This is a genomic window from Hymenobacter segetis (assembly GCF_038448715.1).
Lineage (GTDB): Bacteria > Bacteroidota > Bacteroidia > Cytophagales > Hymenobacteraceae > Hymenobacter > Hymenobacter segetis.
This window is the reverse complement of sequence record NZ_JBCEVZ010000035.1, coordinates 1-16,612: the sequence shown is the minus strand read 5'-3', so window position 1 is coordinate 16,612 and position 16,612 is coordinate 1. Positions and strand designations below refer to the sequence as shown.

Here is a 16,612-nt window from a genome sequence, read left to right as displayed (position 1 = left end):
GCTTTTTGATGTTAAGACAAGCCAACTGTGCAAACCTTAGCACACTCATAAATAGGAGTTTACATTGTTTTGCATTTTAATAGCTGGTAGATTTGGGGTTCTGTTTCCCACCTAACTCTTTTTGCTTCTGCTTACTGATGAGAAAACGCTACGCCTTGCTGGCGCTGTGGCTGCTGGCCCAACTGGCCAGCTACCCGGCCCGCGCCCAAACCACCATCAAAAAGGTTGTGCTCCAAGCCTTTTGGTGGGATTATTACAACGATACCTACCGCTTTAAGTGGGCCGACTACCTGACCGAGCTGGCCCCGCGCCTCAAGGAGATGGGCATTGATGCCGTGTGGCTGCCGCCCACGCCCAAGAACAAGAACGCCACCAACGACGTGGGCTACTCGCCCTTCGACCCCTACGACCTCGGCGACAAGTACCAGAAAGGCGACGTACGCACCCGCTTCGGCTCGAAGGACGAGTTCCTGCGCCTGGTGGCCGTGCTGCACGCCAACGGCATCGAAGTCATTCAGGACGTGGTGCTGAACCACACCGACGGGGCGGGCACCACCACCGGCGATGCCGGCCAGGACCCCGAGCCCAACTTCTCAATGGCCAGCAACAGCGGCTACAAAACCTTCCGCTACAGCTCCTTTGCCACGCCCCTGCCCGAGGCCGGCGACAACGGCGCGGCCTACGCCGCCCGCCAGGGCCGCTGGCCGAAAAACTACGCCAACTTCCACCCGCAGCTGGGCCACAACACCACCAGCGGCGACCAGGCCGCCCCGTATTTCGGCCCCGATTTCTGCTACGGCAACGACGGCGGCAATGACGGCTACGGCCAGCTAAGCCCCAATTACTTAGCCCTGTACCCCGGCGCGTTCAACCCAGTTCAAAGCCAGGGCTACAGCCAGACCCAGGCCCGCAACTGGATAGTGTGGATGAAGAAGCAGACCGGCGTGGACGGCTTCCGCTGGGACGCGGTGAAGCACTTCAGCTACAACGCTCAGCAGGACCTGAGCTTCAACCTGAAGTACAACGCCGGCTGGGCCAACGGCGGCGAGGCCATGCTCAACGTGGGCGAATATGTGGGCGGCAAGACCGACCTGGACGGCTACGTGACCAGCGTGAAGGGCCAGAACAGCGGCAACGACTTCCTGATGGGCACCTTCGATTTCGGCTTGCGTGGCGCTATTTACGGCATGGTGAGCGGCGGCGGCAACTACGACCTCGGCCAGATTCCGAGCCAGCAGCAGGACCAGCGCGTGGCCTACTACGCCGCCTCGAATACCTACGTGCACCGCACCGCGCCCTTCGTGAATAACCACGATACCTTCCGGCCCCAGCTCAGCGCCACGGGCAACTACACCGGCTGGAACACTGGCGACGAGCTGGCCGCCCACATCGACCCGTTCGACCCGCGCCTCTCGGCTGCCTATGCCATCGCCTTCGCGGTGGATGGTAACCCGCACATCTTCATCGAAGACCTGTTCAACCTCGGCAGCACGGGCAAGCGCTACGCCCACGTGCCCACCTCCACCACCGACCTGCCCACCCGCTCCGACCTCGTGAACCTGCTCTGGTGCCACCAGCACCTTGGTTTTAAGGACGGCACGTACAAGGTGCGCTACCAGGCGCAGGACCACCTCATCATCGAGCGGAGCACCAAGGCCATTATTGGCATCAACGACAGCTATAATAACTGGCAGGAAAACTACGTGGATTCGGACTTCGCGCCCGGTACCGTGCTCAGGGATTATTCGGGGGCCAACGGCACGTACACCTACACCGTGCCGGCCGACCAGCGCGTGCGCATCAACACGCCGCCCTGCAACGGCAGCGCCCTGCTGGGCCGCCGGGGCTACTCGGTGTGGGCACCCGTGGGTCAGGACAACTCAACCTACACCCCGCCCCGCGCCACCCTCACCACCCAGGAATGGGAAATGGCCGACGACCTCGGCGACCTGAACTGCGGCGGCCTGGGCCAGGGCGGCGCGCTCCCCTCGAACTCGACCAACACCCGGCTGGTGGGCAAAATATATACCCAGGCCGGCCAGCCCGTGAGCTACACCCTCTCACCCGAAGCCGGCAGCAACACCCGCAGCCTCACCATCGGCGTGTACGACCTGCGCGGTCAGCTCCTGAGCAGCGCCAGCGGCACCACAGCCGCCACCGGCAGCTACTCGCCCAGCACCACCGGCTGGCTGTCCCTGAAAGCCCGCAACACCACCGCCACCGTGGCCGGCCAGCGCTGCTACGTGAAGGTGAGCTACACCGCGCCCGCCGCCGTGAACACCCTCACGTCCCCCGCCTCCACCAACCAGGTGGCCATCTGGACCAGCAACGACGCCTCGGCCGATGCCACTGACTGCCGCAACTGGGAAGCCGGCGTGACACCCACCGCCAGCACCGACGTGCTGATACCCGCCGGCACCAGCTTCGCCCCCACCCTCGCGGCCGGCACCCTGGCCGCCCACAACCTCACCGTTGAAAGCGGGGCCAGCCTGTCGCTGGCCGCTGGCACCACCCTGCGCGTGAGCGGTAACGTGTTGGCCGTCGGCTCAATAGCCAGCTCTGGCACTTTGGAGCTGAATGGCAGCGCCGAGCAAACCGTGAGCACCGGCAGCAGCACGGTTTTGGCGCTGAATAATCTAACCATCAATAACGCTGCGAATGCCCGCCTGCTCAGCCCCGTGAGCGTGAGCGGCGCGCTGGCTTTCACGGCCGGCCATTTGGCTATTGATAATCAGAACCTGACGTTGGGCAGCACGGCTACCGTGAGCGGGGCCGATGCCAGCCGCTACGTCATCACGCCCGATGTGGCCGCTACGGGCGGTTTCGTGGTGCGGCCCGTGCCGGGCGATGGCTCGGCCGTGGCCTTCCCGGTGGGCACGGCGGCATCGTTCACGCCCCTCACGCTGGCAAATAGCGGGGTCAGCACCACGTTCCAGGTTCGCACATTCAGCGGGTTGCTTACCAATGGCACCAGCGGCGCACCCTACGCCCGCACCGCCGAGTTCGTGAACCGCACCTGGGAGGTGACGCCCACACTGGCCACCGGCCCGGTCGTAGCTATGAGCCTCCAGTATAATGCCGCCGACCAGAATGCCAGCTTCGTGCCCGCCCAGGCCAGCATCTACCGCAACCACGGCGGCGCAGGCGAAACCTGGACCGAGCTGGGCCGCGCTACCATCACCGGCAGCGGGCCATTTGTGGCCACCTACGCAGGCATCAGCTCCTTCTCGAAATTCGCCCTCGGCAATGGCAGCCCAACGCTCCCGGTCACGCTCACCCGCTTCGAGGGCCGCCGCGCCAGCGCAAGCACCGTGCGCCTGGACTGGGCTACAGCTCTGGAGAAAAACAACGCCGGCTTCGACATCGAGAAATCGGCCGACGGCCAGCAGTTCCGCCGCCTGGCCACCGTGCCGGCCCGGGGCGGCAACCAGCCCACCACTTACACCTACGACGACCTCGACGCGCCCACTGCCGCCTACTACCGCCTCCGCCAGCGCGACCTCGACGGCAGTATTAATTACAGCCCCGTGGCCTACGTGTCCGCCACCGCCAGCCCCTACGTGGTACTGCCCAACCCCAGCCACGGCGATGCCGTGCAGCTCCTCGGCGGCCCTGCCCTGGCCGATGACGCACCCCTGCGCCTCACTCTAAGCTCGGTGCTGGGCCGCACGCTGCTGGCCCCCGCGCCGGCCCCACGCGCGGCGCTGGCCGAGCAGCTCGGCAGCTTCCTGCGCCAGGTCGCGCCGGGCGTGTACGTGGTGACGCTCACTGGTGCTGATGGCCTGCCCCAGCGCCTGCGCGTGGTGCGGGAATAGAACATTGGCGCGAAACCGAACGATGTAGGGGCGGGGCTTGCCCCCGCCCGTCGTTGAACGGAATCGTTAATTCGGTCCTAACGCCCGGGCGGGGGCAAGCCCCGCCCCTACGTTGTTAATCCCCCATAAAAAGCCCCAGCTCCCTTCGCGGAGCCGGGGCTTTTTACTTTTGCCCCTCCAACTCCCCCACCCCGAATGCTAATCCGCATTGTTCGCATGAGTTTTGAGCCGGCGCAGGTACCGGCCTTTCTCGCCCTTTTTCGCGCCACCGAGCAGCGCATCCGGCAGCAGCCCGGCTGCCGCTTTCTGGAGCTGTGGCAGGATGCCGACAACCCCGCCATCTACTGCACCCACAGCCATTGGGACGATGCGGCCGCCCTCAACGCCTACCGTAAGTCTGCGCTGTTTGGGGAGGTGTGGCCGGCCACGAAGCGGCTATTTGCCGCGCCGCCCGTGGCTTTTTCGGTGAATCCGGTGTTGTAGCCGTATGCGCTTCTGATAAACATCCATTTTCTATGTCCCCCGATTACTTCGCCTTCTACGGCCTGCCCCAGTCCTTCCGGCCCGATGAAGCCGCCCTCAAGCGCCTCTACTACGCCAAAAGCCGCGAAACCCACCCCGATTTCCACGCCACCACCTCGCCCGAAAACCAGGCCGAGATGCTGCGCCAGGCCACCCTCAACACCAACGCCTACCGCACCCTCGCCGACCCCGACCAGCGCATGGCCTACCTGCTGCGCCAAAACGGCCTGCTCGAAGAAGGCAAGCAGGAGCAGCTCCCGCCCGATTTCCTGATGGACATGATGGACCTCAACGAGGAATTGATGGAGCTGGAAATGGATGCCGACCCGGCCGGCATCGCCAAAGTGGCCGCCGAAGTCACTGCCCTGGCCGATACCCTCGACGCGGGCATCGAGCCCGTTCTCGCTGGCTATGAGCAGCTCCCCGCCGACCACCGCCCGGCCGCGCTCCAGCAAATCCGCACCTACTACCTAAAAAAGCGGTATCTGTTGCGCATCCAGCAGCAAGTTGCTACCTTTGCAGCCCGCTCCTGATACCGGCAAGAGCGGAATTGTTCTGAATAAGCATCCTGCCCGGATGGCGGAACCGGTAGACGCGTTGGTCTCAAACACCAATATCGCAAGATGTGCCGGTTCGACTCCGGCTCCGGGTACTTGATAATCGAAAGCCGGCTTCTCTCATGCGTGAGAGAGGCCGGCTTTTCGCATTTGTACCCGGAGTCAGAATAAAACCGGCGCACCTCAATGGTTGAGTTAATTTTTAGGCTCTAACTGACCGAAATTTGCGGTCACCTTTGAGCCCCATACCCCCAGAACTGCCAGTGATAAACGCAACGGAACGAGAAGAGAGAGAATACCTGGAAGAAATCAAGGAGAAGCTGACGCTGGCCATCCGGCGGGTCGATGGCTCCGTGAAGCAGTTTTCGGATGAGCTTCGGGAGAAAAAGCAGTACATCCACGAGCACCAGTCCGGCATGGACGATGCCGACATGGTGGCCGCCGGCCAGTCCATCAACCGCATGGCATTTACGGGTGACGCGGCCGTGGCTCGGAAACGCAAGCTCCTCAAGCTGGGGCAGTCGCCGTACTTCGGCCGCATCGATTTCGTGCCGCAGGGGAAGGCCAGCTTGCCGGTGTACATCGGCATTTATTCCTTCATCGACGAGCAACAGCGCCAAAGCCTGATTTACGATTGGCGGGCGCCCATCTCGTCCATGTTCTACGATTTTGAGCTGGGCGACGCCTCCTTCGCCACCCCGGGCGGCGTGGTGCAGGGCAATATTGAGCTGAAGCGGCAGTACAAAATCCGGGACGGCCGCCTGGAGTTCATGATTGAAAACGACGTCAACATTCACGACGACGTGTTGCAGCGCGAGCTGGCCAAGTCCTCCGACGACAAGCTGAAGAACATCGTCGCCACCATTCAGCGCGACCAGAACGCGGTGATTCGCAACGAAACGGCCCCGGTGATGGTCATTCAGGGAGTAGCCGGCTCGGGCAAAACCTCGATTGCCCTGCACCGGATTGCGTTCCTGCTCTACCGCTACCGCGAAACCATCGGGGCCAAAGACGTGCTCATTATCTCGCCCAATAAAGTCTTCGCCGACTACATCTCGAACGTGCTGCCCGAATTGGGCGAAGAGCACATTCCCGAGCTGGGCATGGAGGAGCTGGCGGCCGATTTGCTCGACCACCAGTACTCGTTCCAGACCTTTTTCGACCAGGTAGCCGCGCTGCTGGATACGCACGATGCCGCGTTTATTGAGCGCATCCGGTTCAAGTCGTCGTTCGAATTCCTGAACCAGCTCAACCAGTACCTGATTTACGTGGAGAACAACTACTTCACCGTGAAGGAGCTGCGCGTCGGTCAAACCATTGTGCCCCTGCCGTTTTTGCTGGCGAAGTTCAAGACCTTCCACCGGGTGCCGCTCCTGAAACGGTTTGCCCTGGTGGCCGAGGAAGTGCGGAACTACGTGCGCGATGCCACCAAGCGGAAGCTCACCAATCACGAGAAATCCACGATTGGGGAGGCCATTCCGCGCATGTTCCGCTTCCATCAGGTGCTGGACCTGTACCGGGATTTTTACCGCTGGCTGGGCAAGCCCGAACTCCTGAAATTCGACCACGGCCGGCCGTTGGAATACGCGGACGTATTCCCCCTGATTTACCTGCGCCTGCGCCTGGAAGGCATCAGCACCTACGACCACGTCAAGCACCTGCTGGTGGACGAGATGCAGGACTACACGCCCGTGCAATACGCCGTGCTGTCACGTATGTTCCTGTGTCGCAAGACCATCCTTGGTGATGTCAGCCAGACCGTTAACCCCTACAGCTCATCCTCAGCCGAAACCATCGAGCGCGTTTTCCCGCAGGCCGAGGTGGTAAAGCTCTACCGCAGCTACCGCTCCACGGTTGAAATTACGGCCTTCGCGCAGCGCATCACGCCGAACCCGAACATCATCCCCCTGGAGCGGCACGGGCCGGAGCCGGCGGTGGTACGTTTCGGCAGCCCGAATGAAGAGCTACAGGCTATCAAACAGCTGATTACGACCTTCCAGAACTCTGGCAATCATTCAATGGGCATCATCTGCAAAACCCTTCGGCAGGCCGAGCAGGCGTATACGGCGCTGGAAGCTCCCGGCGTTTATTTGCTCACCGATGAGTCCACGGCCTTTAAAGAAGGCATCATCATCACGACGGCCCATTTGGCGAAGGGACTGGAATTTGATGCGGTCATCGTGCCCTTTGCCTCTGCCCGCACTTACAAAACGGAAGTCGACAAAAGCATGCTCTACGTGGCGTGTACCCGGGCCATGCACCAGCTCACACTCACGTATTCGGGCGAGGTTGCCCCGTTTTTGTCAGCCTAAACTACCGCTTCTCCCACCGCAGGGCGAACTCCTGCTTGCTGCAATACATGTACTGGCGCGAAACCGGGTTGATGATGACGATTTCGGCCGGCCGCTCCTCGTCGGCGGGGCTCAGGGCCAACTCCAGCTCGTATTCCTGGCCGTTGCGGAAACCGGCGTAGCCATCCATGCCGCGAAACGCGTACTTCTTTTTCTGAAACTCCATGCGGCAAAGGTAGCGCCAGGAGGCACGGCCTGGCCAATGGCTGGTGGCCGTTTGGGCGCAGTTAGCCTTGTTCGTCGGGCGTGGTGACGGGCAGCGGGGCAAACTCGTTTTCGGCCGGCGTGTAGCTCATCTGGAACAGGCGGTCCTGGCAAATGTGCTGGTCGCCAGTGGGCTCCGTGATGACCCAGTCGCCCGCGAATACGGTGAGGCGGCCCTTGCGGCTCGTGAGGTAGGCGTGCGGCGGCACGGCTAGCAGGCTTTCATTGCCCGCGAAACCCACGGCCTCATCGGTCACGCCGGCCACCTGCTGGCCCGGAAACCACTGGTGGGCTTCAATCAGGTTGGTATCGGTAGGGAGGCGCGTGAAAAAAGGCATAACGGGGCAATGGGTAACGGACTGATAAGCAGCGGGCAAAAAAGCGGCGTTGAATATCGGCTCAGCGGTGCTTTTTCTACAAGATTAAGACGCATCATGTGAATGTTTTATGAGGTGCAACGGCCGAAGTGTTGGGCAGCGGGCCACTCCGTTGGGCTTTTTATTCCCGGTAATTCCCCGTTATTTTCTGTCGTCGGGCTCGGTTCTTTGCCGCTGAGCCATTGGACGCGACGGCTTTTGTGCATTTTTGCACCTTCTATTTTGACTTCTCTTATGATTGGTTTTCCTGTAAATCGCGGCCCGCTCCGCTTCCTGAGCGGGCTGGGGCTGCTTTCCATCACGCTGTTGGCGGGCTGCGCCCGGACAGCTGGCAGCAGCACCGCCGCCGCCAAAGACTACTGGCTGTACGTGGGCACCAACGTGGGCAACGAGCAGGATAACACCATTTTCCTGTACCGCGTGGACGGTGCTACCGGCGCTTTCACCCGCGTGAGCGCGCAGCACGGCGGGGCCAGTCCTACCTACCTAACGCTTTCGGCCAACCACCACTTCCTCTACGCCGTGAGCGAAACCCAGACGTTTCGGGGCGCGCCGGGCGGCGGCGTCAGCGCCTTTGCGGTGGCTCCGCGCACCGGCGATTTGAAACTGCTCGACCAGCAGCCTTCCAACGGGGCCTCGCCCTGCTACATCAGCCTCGACCGCACCGGAAAAACGGCCCTGGTGGCCAACTACGTGGGCGGCAATGTGAGCGCGCTGCCCATAGCGCCCGATGGCCAACTGGGCGCGCCCACCACGGACCAGCACACCGGCAGCGGCCCGCACAAGAACCAAACCACCTCGCACGCCCACTGCCTCCTGCCCGACCCCACCAATAAGTTTGCCTTCGCCGTGAACCTGGGCACCGACCGCGTGTACTCCTACCGCCTCGACCCCACCAAGGGCCAGCTCACCCGCGAGGCCGAGCCAGCTTTCGTGGCCAAGCCCGGCGCGGGGCCGCGCCACCTCGTTTTCCATCCCGATGGCAAGCACGCCTACCTCATCAACGAGCTGAACTCGACCGTGACGGTGCTGGCGTATGACGCGGCCGCCGGGCGCTTCCGCGAACTCCAGACGCTGTCGGCGCTACCGGCCGGCTACACGGGCGAAAATTCCTGCGCCGACATCCACGTTTCGCGCAACGGGCTGTTTCTCTACGCCTCCAACCGGGGCCACAACAGCATCGCCGTGTTTGCCATCGATACCGGCAACGGCACGCTGGTGCCCATTCAGGACGTGGACACGCAGGGCAAAACACCCCGCAATTTCACCCTCGACCCCAGTGGCCGCCTGCTGCTGGTGGCCAACCAGAACTCCAACAACGTGGTGAGCTACCGCGTCGACCCGCAATCGGGCCTGCTCACACCCACCGGCCAGAGCACGGAGGTGCCCTCGCCCATGTTTTTGCAGGTGACGGAGGATTTCGGGCGGTAGGCCGGGTACTTCGCTGACCGAGAATTCCCCGCCGCCCGCCGAAACCCGGCAACGTGGCGGGCAAGGGCACGTAAGGGGGCAAACCGGCCGGCATTTCGCCCGAACCGACCCTTTTTGCCTCTTCCATGCCCGCCCCTTACGACTCCGAACCCCGCGAGCTCCAGTTTCCGCTCTACGTGAAAGCCCCGCTGATACTGCTGGGCCTGGCGCTGCTGGTGTTCACGCTGCACATTGCCAGCGACATCATTTTCCCGCTGTTTTTCGCGGCCATTTTCGCCATCATGCTGCACCCGGTGGAGCAATGGCTCATCCGCAAGCGGGTGCCGCCGATACTGGCCATTCTGCTCACGGTGGTGCTGGGCGTGGCGGCGGTGTTGGGCATCGTGTACTTCATCAGCATGGAAGCAGCCCAGCTTTCGGACCAGATGCCGATGTTCAAAAAGAAATTTGCCGAAACCGCGGCCCAGGTGCACGGGTGGCTGCAGTCGCGCTTCGGCCTCAGCGACCAGAAGCTGCAAGGCTGGATGAGCGAGGCCGGCACCAAGGCCCAGGGCCTGGTGGGCGGTACGCTTTCAGCCGTATCGGGCCTGCTCGTATCGTTCACACTGATACCGGTTTACATCTTCCTGCTGTTCCTGTACCAGAAGCGGCTAGTCGATTTCCTGGTGCAGGCCTTTTCGGGCCACCGCCGCGATACCGGCGTGAGCGAGGTGCTACGCGAAAGCAAAACCGCCATCCAGAGCTACATGGTGGGCCTTCTGATTGAGGGCAGCATCGTGGCCGCGCTCAACGTCACGGCCCTGCTCATCATCGGGGTGCCTTACGCCCTGTTGCTGGGTGTGATGGGCGCATTGCTCAACTTCATTCCCTACATCGGCGGGCTCATCGCCATTGCTTTGCCCATGCTTATGGCCTTTGTGGCCAAGGACGGCTACGGCCACGCCCTGGCGGTACTGGGGGCCTACATGCTCATTCAGTTCATCGACAACCATTACCTGATTCCGCGCATCGTGGCTTCCAAAATTCAGGTGAATGCCCTGGTGGCCATCGTGGGCGTGCTGGTGGGCAATGCCATTGGCGGCGTGGCGGGCATGTTTCTGGCCCTGCCGGTTATTGCGATTTTGAAGATTGTGTTCGACCGCATCGAGTCGCTCAAGCCCTGGGGCATGGTGCTGGGCGACGAGGAAACCCCGCGCGGCCGCAAAATCAACCCGGCTAAAAAGAGCGTTGTGGCCGCCGAAAGGGGCCAGGTAGTACCCGAAGCCGACGCGGCTTAGCGGTTGGGTTCGCTTACATAAATGAACGGTCATGCTGAGCGGAGTCGAAGCATCTCTACCGCGCAAGTAATTCATTTACTATTGCACGCGAGATGCTTCGGCTCCGCTCAGCATGACCGTTTTTAATGGCTTATTGCTGCGGGGCAATTTTGTTTCTAACGGCTCAGCACAGCCCCATACAGCCATTTCTCAGCCTCATCCATCGTCGAGAAGCGCTGGAAAATCAGCCCCGCCGGGGCCGCGCTCACCACCGACTGCGTGGAGAGCCTGTGCATGGGGTCGGCCCCCTCTACGATGGCGCAGTACTGCGCCCGCGCCTGGTTGATGGCGCGCGGAATCCACTGCCCGGTGAGCCACTCCTGTGCCGCGCCGGAGAGGGGCGCGCGCTGGCCGTGGTCGGAGAGAATTTTACGGGTGGCCGTGCTCAGCATAAGGGTCAGCACCTGCTCGTAGAAAGCCTGAATGGCTTCCAGCGCCGCCCGCTCGGGGGCCCACACCAACCGCACAAAACCCGCCGGCTGGTAGAAAACCTTGCCAGCAGCATTTTGAAAGAACAGCGTTTCTTGAGCGCGTGACGGCAATAGCATAAAATGGAGGGGGTGCGAGACCTGCGGCGGTAGTGCGCGGTTTCGGAAGCAAACAAAATTACGCCCGGGCCGGCCTCCCCACGCCCTCCGGCCAACAAATTATACAGCGCATCGTAAGCAGGCCCGGCCATCCATTATTACAGGCTGAACATTTTATTCAATTTCTATCTGTATTCCATTAAGTTAGTTATTAATAACATGCGATTATATTTTGAGAATCCGGTTGGGCGCTTGCTTGAGCATCCCGACGGCTACGCGCTGGTGCAATACACCGACGCGCCTCGGGATTTTGCGGTTTTTCAGGCTTTCCTGACCCACACCCACCACCTGCTCCGCCGCCACGGCTGGCACAAAATGCTGGCCGACCAGCGCCACATGGCCCCCTTCACCGACGAGGAGCGGCAGTGGATTGGCCAGGACTGGCTGGCCCGGAGTGCCAGCGACGGCTACGCGCTGTTCGGGGCCATCATCATCCCCACCGACGTATACGCCCGCCTGGCCCTGGACCAGGTGATGAGCACTATACAACAGCAGTCGGCCCTCACCTACCGCCTTTTCGCCACCGAAGAGGAAGCTACCGCTTGGCTGCGCCAGCTGCCCGAGCCGAACTAATCCAGCCGCAGGTGGGCCGTGGCGGCGGTGCTGCCGCCCGCGTCGTCGTCGGTCACGAGCAGCAGCTCAAACTGGCCATCGGCCAGCTGCTGGCGCACGGCCAGCCCCTCCACTTTGCCGAAATACGGCCGCCCATCGGCCCAGACCAGTTGGGCAAACGTGGCCGTGTGGGCGGCCACATCCACCACGCCCACAAACGAGCCCAGCACCGCCCCGTCCAGCACGGCATCGGCAGTATTTTCCACCGAAGCTGACACGAACAGCTGGCCATCCACAAACGTGGCCCCGGAAAAGCCCGCCGGGCAGCCCTCGATTAGCGGCAGCTCAAACACCAGCTGATGCACGGCGGGCGGGTTTGCGCCCGTTGGGTTCGTCAGAAAAGCCAGCGTTTCGGCCAGCGGCAGCACGAAGAGCAAGGCCGCATCGGCCCGGCCCACGGTGCGCTGAAACAGCAGCAGCTCGGTATCGGTGGTGGCAGCGGCTTCGAGGTTGAGAACCACGCCGGTGGGCAGGTGAGCCGCGAGGATGGCGTAGAGGGTCGTCAGGTCCACGGCTGCAGGCAGTTGCTCCCCTGCGGCAGGCACAAACCAGCCGCGCACCCGGTTGGGTCGGCTGCCCGAGCCGAGTAGCAGCAGGCCGGCGCGGTCGTCGGGCCAGGTCAGGGCCACCATGCACTCCAGGTCGGGCTTTACCGGCTTGGGGATGCGGCCGGTGGCGAAATCGGCGGCGGCATCGAACAGGGTGATGCGGCCGGTGGGGGCCAGCGTGGCCGCGTCGAGCTGGTAGAGGTAGGGCGAGTCATCGCCAATGACGTAGGCCACGGGGCCGATGATTTCGACGCCGGAGGCCGAGGGCAGGCCGGGGATTTGGTTTTCGGAGATGATGGCGGCCGTCATGGCAAGGGGGAATAGCGGGTTGGTTTTGTAATGCGCCGGCCGGGCCGGGCGATACAGCGGGCAAGCTTCGGCCAAATATCAACCCGTTCTGCTCCCTATCTTGCCGGCGCGCTTGCCCCGCGCTCCTTTCTAATGCCTGACTACACTCCCGGCCTCCACATTCTGGCCACCTTCGCGGCTCCGGCCCCGGCCTTGCGCAATGCCGGGGCCTGCCGCGCTTTCTTCGATGCCCAGGTGCTGGCCTTCGGGCTGGAAAAAGTGGGCGAAGCCTACCACAGCTTCCCGGCCGATGCAACCGGCCCGGGCGGCTTCACCGCCGTGCTGGCCCTCACCGAGTCGCACCTGAGCATCCACACCTGGCCCGAGCACGGGCTGGCCACGTTCGACGTGTTTCTCTCAAATTTCCGGCGAGATAACGCGGCCACGGTGCGCGGCATTTACGAGGCCACGCTGGCATTTTTCGAGGGAGCTGAGCTCACCAAAACCGAAGTGCGCCGATGAGCGAAACCGCTACTCCCCGGCCCGAATCGGCCCAGCTGGACTGCCCCGAGTGCCACAACAGCATCACGTATTATGACGTGGAAGGCAGCGAATATTATGCCTGCCCGCACTGCCACGCCTATTTCAAGTACTCGGGCGAGGAAACGCCCACAGTATTTGGGGATTATCAGCAAGCCCCAAAAACGTCGCCCGTGCTGCCATTGGGCACCATGGGCATTTTGGGTGGCACGCTGTACCGCGTGGTAGGCGTGGTGAGTCGGCACGAAGCAGTGCATCCGCAATACAGCTGGCGCGAATACCAGCTGTTTCAGCCCGAAACCGGGCGCTACGTGCAACTGGCCGAATACAATGGTCACTGGACCTTGATTTGGGAAGCCAGCTACCTCGACCAAAACCGCGAAGAATTCCGGCTGGCCGATTTCAAGCTGTTCAATAAGTATCAGTCGCGCATCAACTGGGCCTTGGGCGAGTTTGATTGGGATATCGAGCGTGATAAAACCCTGGACGTAAGCGAATACATCCGGCCGCCGCTGCTGCTGGTGCAGGAGCAGCGCGGCCGCGAGCAGCAGTGGTACCGGGGCCGCCACGTAGCCCCCGAGGAGCTGGCTACGGCTTTCAGCATCAGCCGCAGTACGCTGCCGCCCCAGGAGGGCGTGGGGGCAGTGCAGCCGGCCCCCGGCAGCCGGGAACGCACGGCCCTGATGGCGCTTACGGGCATCGTGGTAGCGCTGCTGGTGCTGGTGCAGCTGGCCCTGTCGCTCCGCTCCACCGCGCCGGTGCTGAACCAGACCTTTCAGGTCACGGCCGATACCACGGCCACCGTTGCGCCCGGCACGGGCCGCGTACTGGTATCCAATTCATTTGTTCTCGACCACCAGTCGGCCCTGAACATTGACCTGACGGCCGGCACCCTGGCCAACCAGTGGCTGGAGCTCCCCGTGAGCCTGGTGAACGAGCAAACCGGGCGCGGTTTCGAGTTCACCAAAAACATTGAATTCTACAGCGGCGTGGAAAGCGGCGAAAGCTGGAGCGAAGGCAGCCGCAAAGCCGATGCCGTGCTCTCGCGGGTACCGGCCGGGCGCTATCATCTCAACTTTTATCCCATCACCGAGAAGGGCGTAGCGCCTGAAATTCAGGTGAGCGTTTGGCAGGATTCGGCGCTGTTTTCGAACTTCCTGCTGGTGCTGGCGCTGGTGCTTATCTATCCCTTGGTTCAGGTGTTCCGCTTGTCTTCTTTCGAGCGCAGCCGCTGGGAAAACAGCGACTATAATCCCTACGCCACCGACAACTAGCCCGCCCCACATGCTCGAACGCCTCCTCATTTTCCTGCGCCCGGTGCGCCTCTACGCGCTGCTGTTGCTGCTACCACTGGCCTGGTTTGCCTGGGGCACCGCCACCGGCACCCGCCTGCTCGGCGACGACAACGAGAGTACCGAAACCCTGAACGCGCCCGGCGCGCGCGGCAGCCACGGCCACGCCGGGCGGGGCCTGTATTTTCACAAGTAATCCATCACGCCCAGCCCCTTCCCCATGGAATACCTCAACGCCAAAGCCTTCGCGGCTTCCATCATCTACTCGCTGCTCGGCATCGTCATTCTGGTCATCAGCTTTTACCTGTTCAATAAGCTGACACCCGGCACCTTGCGCAAGGAAATCATGGAGGAGCACAACACGGCCCTGGCCATTCTGGGCGCGGCCTTTATGCTGGCCGTGGCCCTCATCATCAGCGCCGCCATTCATGGCTGAGCTGATGGAAGCGCCCGCCGCTGAAGCGCCAAATGCCGCGCCGGCCACGGCCGGCCCCGAGGCGCGGCTGCCGGGCCTGCTGCTGGCGGCGGTGGCCGTCATCGCCACCTGCGGGCTGATTTATGAGCTGATTGCCGGCACCCTGGCCTCCTACCTGCTGGGCGATTCGGTGACGCAATTTTCGACCATCATCGGGGCGTATTTGTTTGCCATGGGCATCGGCTCGTGGCTCTCCAAGTTTCTGGAGGGCTCGCTGTTGCGCTGGTTTATCCGGCTCGAAATATTGGTGGGCATCGTGGGCGGGTGCATGGCCCCGCTGCTGTTCGTGTCGTTTGAGTACGTGGCCTCGTTCCGGCTGCTGCTCTATACGCTGGTGGGCCTCACGGGCATTCTGGTGGGGCTGGAAATCCCGCTGCTGATGCGGATTCTGGAGCACCGCTACCCGTTCAAGGATTTGGTGGCGCGGGTGTTCACCTTCGACTACGTGGGCGCGCTGCTGGCTTCGCTGATATTCCCGCTGGTACTGGTGCCGCAGTTGGGGCTGATTCGTACCTCGCTGGTTTTCGGGGCCTTGAACCTGGCCGTGGCCGCCGTGGTGCTGGCCCGCTTCCCCGAAACGAGGCCCTACCGGCGGCGCTTCGGCGTGGGCATTGGGGCGGCGCTGCTGGGGCTGGGGGTGCTGTTCGGCTTCGCCAACAAGCTGCTGGCCTACACCGAAACCCTGGCTTTTCAGGACCAGGTTATCTACTCGAAATCCACTCCCTACCAGCGCATCGTCCTCACCCGCAACCCGCGCGAGCTGCGCCTGTTCCTCAACGGCAACCTCCAGTTCAGCTCGGCCGATGAGTACCGCTACCACGAAGCGCTGGTGCACCCGCTCATGCAGGCGCTGCCCCAAGCCCGCCGGGTACTGGTGATGGGCGGCGGCGACGGCTTGGCCGTGCGCGAGCTGCTGAAATACCCGCGCCTGACCAGCATCAAGCTGGTCGACCTCGACGCGGGCATGACCGAGCTTTTCAAGCACAACGAGCTGCTGTTATCCTTAAACAAAGGCTCCCTGAACAACCCCAAAGTCCAGGTCATCAACGCCGACGCTTACCAGTGGATTCGGCAGGACACCACGCGCTACGACGCCATAATCGTCGACTTTCCCGACCCCGGCAACTACTCCATCGGCAAGCTGTATTCGGCCGCGTTCTACACGGCGCTGGCGAAGCGGCTGGCCCCAAGCGGGCGGTTGGTGGTGCAAAGCACCTCGCCGTTTCTGGCCCGGCAGTCGTTCTGGTGCGTGGCGCACACGCTGGCGGCGGTGGGGCTGCACACCATTCCCTACCATCTCTACGTGCCATCCTTCGGCGAATGGGGCTACGTGCTGGCCGGCCCCGACACCCACTGGCGCGGCGATATGAGCCCGCTCCCAGCCGGCCTGCGCTACATCACGCCCGCTACCATTCACGACATGCTGCGCTTCCCGCCCGATATGAACGAGGTACCGACGGAGGTTAACCAACTCAATAACCAGGTGCTGGTGCGGTATTTCGAGGAGGACTGGGGGCCGTATGTGCATTGATTCCAGGATATCCCAATTCTTCGGAACGTCATGCTGAGCGCAGCCGAAGCATCTCTACTGCTCGAGTAATCCAATCGTTGCAACGAAGCGGTAGAGATGCTTCGGCTGCGCTCAGCATGACGGTCTTTTCTAATTTGCTTTCTCTTCCATTCTCTATCCATGCCCA

16 protein-coding genes and 1 tRNA gene are annotated in these 16,612 nt (G+C 62.5%); 13 read left to right on the top strand and 4 right to left on the bottom strand.

The features are described from left to right. The first annotated feature begins 137 nt into the window (after positions 1-137). From AAFH49_RS14165 to AAFH49_RS14145, 5 genes are all read left to right on the top strand, one after another. Positions 138-3,815, top strand: a complete 3,678-nt coding sequence (locus AAFH49_RS14165; RefSeq protein WP_342299125.1) for an alpha-amylase domain-containing protein — start codon at positions 138-140, stop codon at positions 3,813-3,815. 195 nt (positions 3,816-4,010) lie between these two features. Further along, positions 4,011-4,298: a putative quinol monooxygenase gene (locus AAFH49_RS14160; RefSeq protein ID WP_342299123.1), complete on the top strand. Its 288-nt coding sequence runs from the start codon at positions 4,011-4,013 to the stop codon at positions 4,296-4,298. 32 nt (positions 4,299-4,330) lie between these two features. Further along, the gene (locus AAFH49_RS14155) at positions 4,331-4,870 is read left to right on the top strand and encodes an iron-sulfur cluster co-chaperone HscB C-terminal domain-containing protein (protein ID WP_342299121.1); all 540 of its coding nucleotides are present in this window, start codon (positions 4,331-4,333) and stop codon (positions 4,868-4,870) included. 37 nt (positions 4,871-4,907) lie between these two features. Next, a tRNA-Leu gene (locus tag AAFH49_RS14150) sits at positions 4,908-4,989 on the top strand. A 168-nt stretch (positions 4,990-5,157) separates the two neighbouring features. Beyond that, on the top strand, positions 5,158-7,206 hold the full coding sequence (locus AAFH49_RS14145; RefSeq protein WP_342299119.1) for a HelD family protein: 2,049 nt from the start codon (positions 5,158-5,160) through the stop codon (positions 7,204-7,206). Between the two features lies 1 nt (position 7,207). On the opposite strand, the gene AAFH49_RS14140 is transcribed toward AAFH49_RS14145, so the two are convergent. Together AAFH49_RS14140 and AAFH49_RS14135 are read right to left on the bottom strand one after the other, a co-directional pair. Then, complete coding sequence (locus AAFH49_RS14140; protein ID WP_342299117.1) at positions 7,208-7,411, bottom strand: hypothetical protein; 204 nt, start codon at positions 7,409-7,411, stop codon at positions 7,208-7,210. A gap of 61 nt (positions 7,412-7,472) precedes the next feature. Beyond that, positions 7,473-7,787 (bottom strand): hypothetical protein, encoded by a 315-nt coding sequence (locus AAFH49_RS14135; RefSeq protein ID WP_342299115.1) that lies wholly within the window; start codon positions 7,785-7,787, stop codon positions 7,473-7,475. Between the two features lie 273 nt (positions 7,788-8,060). On the opposite strand from AAFH49_RS14135, the gene AAFH49_RS14130 reads away from it, so the two are divergent. Together AAFH49_RS14130 and AAFH49_RS14125 are read left to right on the top strand one after the other, a co-directional pair. Next, entirely contained in the window at positions 8,061-9,257 is a 1,197-nt protein-coding gene (locus AAFH49_RS14130) for a lactonase family protein (RefSeq protein ID WP_342299113.1), read from the top strand. 125 nt (positions 9,258-9,382) lie between these two features. Then, a complete protein-coding gene (locus tag AAFH49_RS14125) occupies positions 9,383-10,534 on the top strand; it encodes an AI-2E family transporter (protein WP_342299111.1) in 1,152 nt (383 codons plus the stop codon). A gap of 155 nt (positions 10,535-10,689) precedes the next feature. On the opposite strand, the gene AAFH49_RS14120 is transcribed toward AAFH49_RS14125, so the two are convergent. Then, the gene (locus tag AAFH49_RS14120; RefSeq protein WP_342299110.1) at positions 10,690-11,121 is read right to left on the bottom strand and encodes a hypothetical protein; all 432 of its coding nucleotides are present in this window, start codon (positions 11,119-11,121) and stop codon (positions 10,690-10,692) included. Between the two features lie 231 nt (positions 11,122-11,352). Here AAFH49_RS14120 and AAFH49_RS14115 point away from each other — a divergent pair, with 231 nt between their 5' ends. Then, positions 11,353-11,733: a hypothetical protein gene (locus AAFH49_RS14115; RefSeq protein WP_342299109.1), complete on the top strand. Its 381-nt coding sequence runs from the start codon at positions 11,353-11,355 to the stop codon at positions 11,731-11,733. On the opposite strand, the gene AAFH49_RS14110 is transcribed toward AAFH49_RS14115, so the two are convergent. Next, complete coding sequence (locus tag AAFH49_RS14110; RefSeq protein WP_342299107.1) at positions 11,730-12,629, bottom strand: DUF6929 family protein; 900 nt, start codon at positions 12,627-12,629, stop codon at positions 11,730-11,732. The two genes, AAFH49_RS14115 and AAFH49_RS14110, sit on opposite strands and share 4 nt — an antisense overlap. 132 nt (positions 12,630-12,761) lie before the next feature. Here AAFH49_RS14110 and AAFH49_RS14105 point away from each other — a divergent pair, with 132 nt between their 5' ends. From AAFH49_RS14105 to AAFH49_RS14085, 5 genes are read left to right on the top strand one after another with little or no spacing between them, the layout of a single operon-like run. Then, complete coding sequence (locus tag AAFH49_RS14105) at positions 12,762-13,130, top strand: S-adenosylmethionine decarboxylase family protein (protein WP_342299106.1); 369 nt, start codon at positions 12,762-12,764, stop codon at positions 13,128-13,130. Then, positions 13,127-14,422 (top strand): DUF4178 domain-containing protein, encoded by a 1,296-nt coding sequence (locus tag AAFH49_RS14100; protein WP_342299105.1) that lies wholly within the window; start codon positions 13,127-13,129, stop codon positions 14,420-14,422. The genes AAFH49_RS14105 and AAFH49_RS14100 overlap by 4 nt, the downstream gene beginning before the upstream one ends. Before the next feature lie 10 nt (positions 14,423-14,432). Further along, entirely contained in the window at positions 14,433-14,636 is a 204-nt protein-coding gene (locus AAFH49_RS14095; RefSeq protein ID WP_342299103.1) for a hypothetical protein, read from the top strand. 24 nt (positions 14,637-14,660) lie between these two features. After that, entirely contained in the window at positions 14,661-14,876 is a 216-nt protein-coding gene (locus AAFH49_RS14090) for a DUF350 domain-containing protein (RefSeq protein WP_342299101.1), read from the top strand. After that, positions 14,869-16,446 (top strand): polyamine aminopropyltransferase, encoded by a 1,578-nt coding sequence (locus tag AAFH49_RS14085; protein WP_342299098.1) that lies wholly within the window; start codon positions 14,869-14,871, stop codon positions 16,444-16,446. Before AAFH49_RS14090 ends, AAFH49_RS14085 begins: the two co-directional genes overlap by 8 nt. Positions 16,447-16,612: the final 166 nt, after the last annotated feature.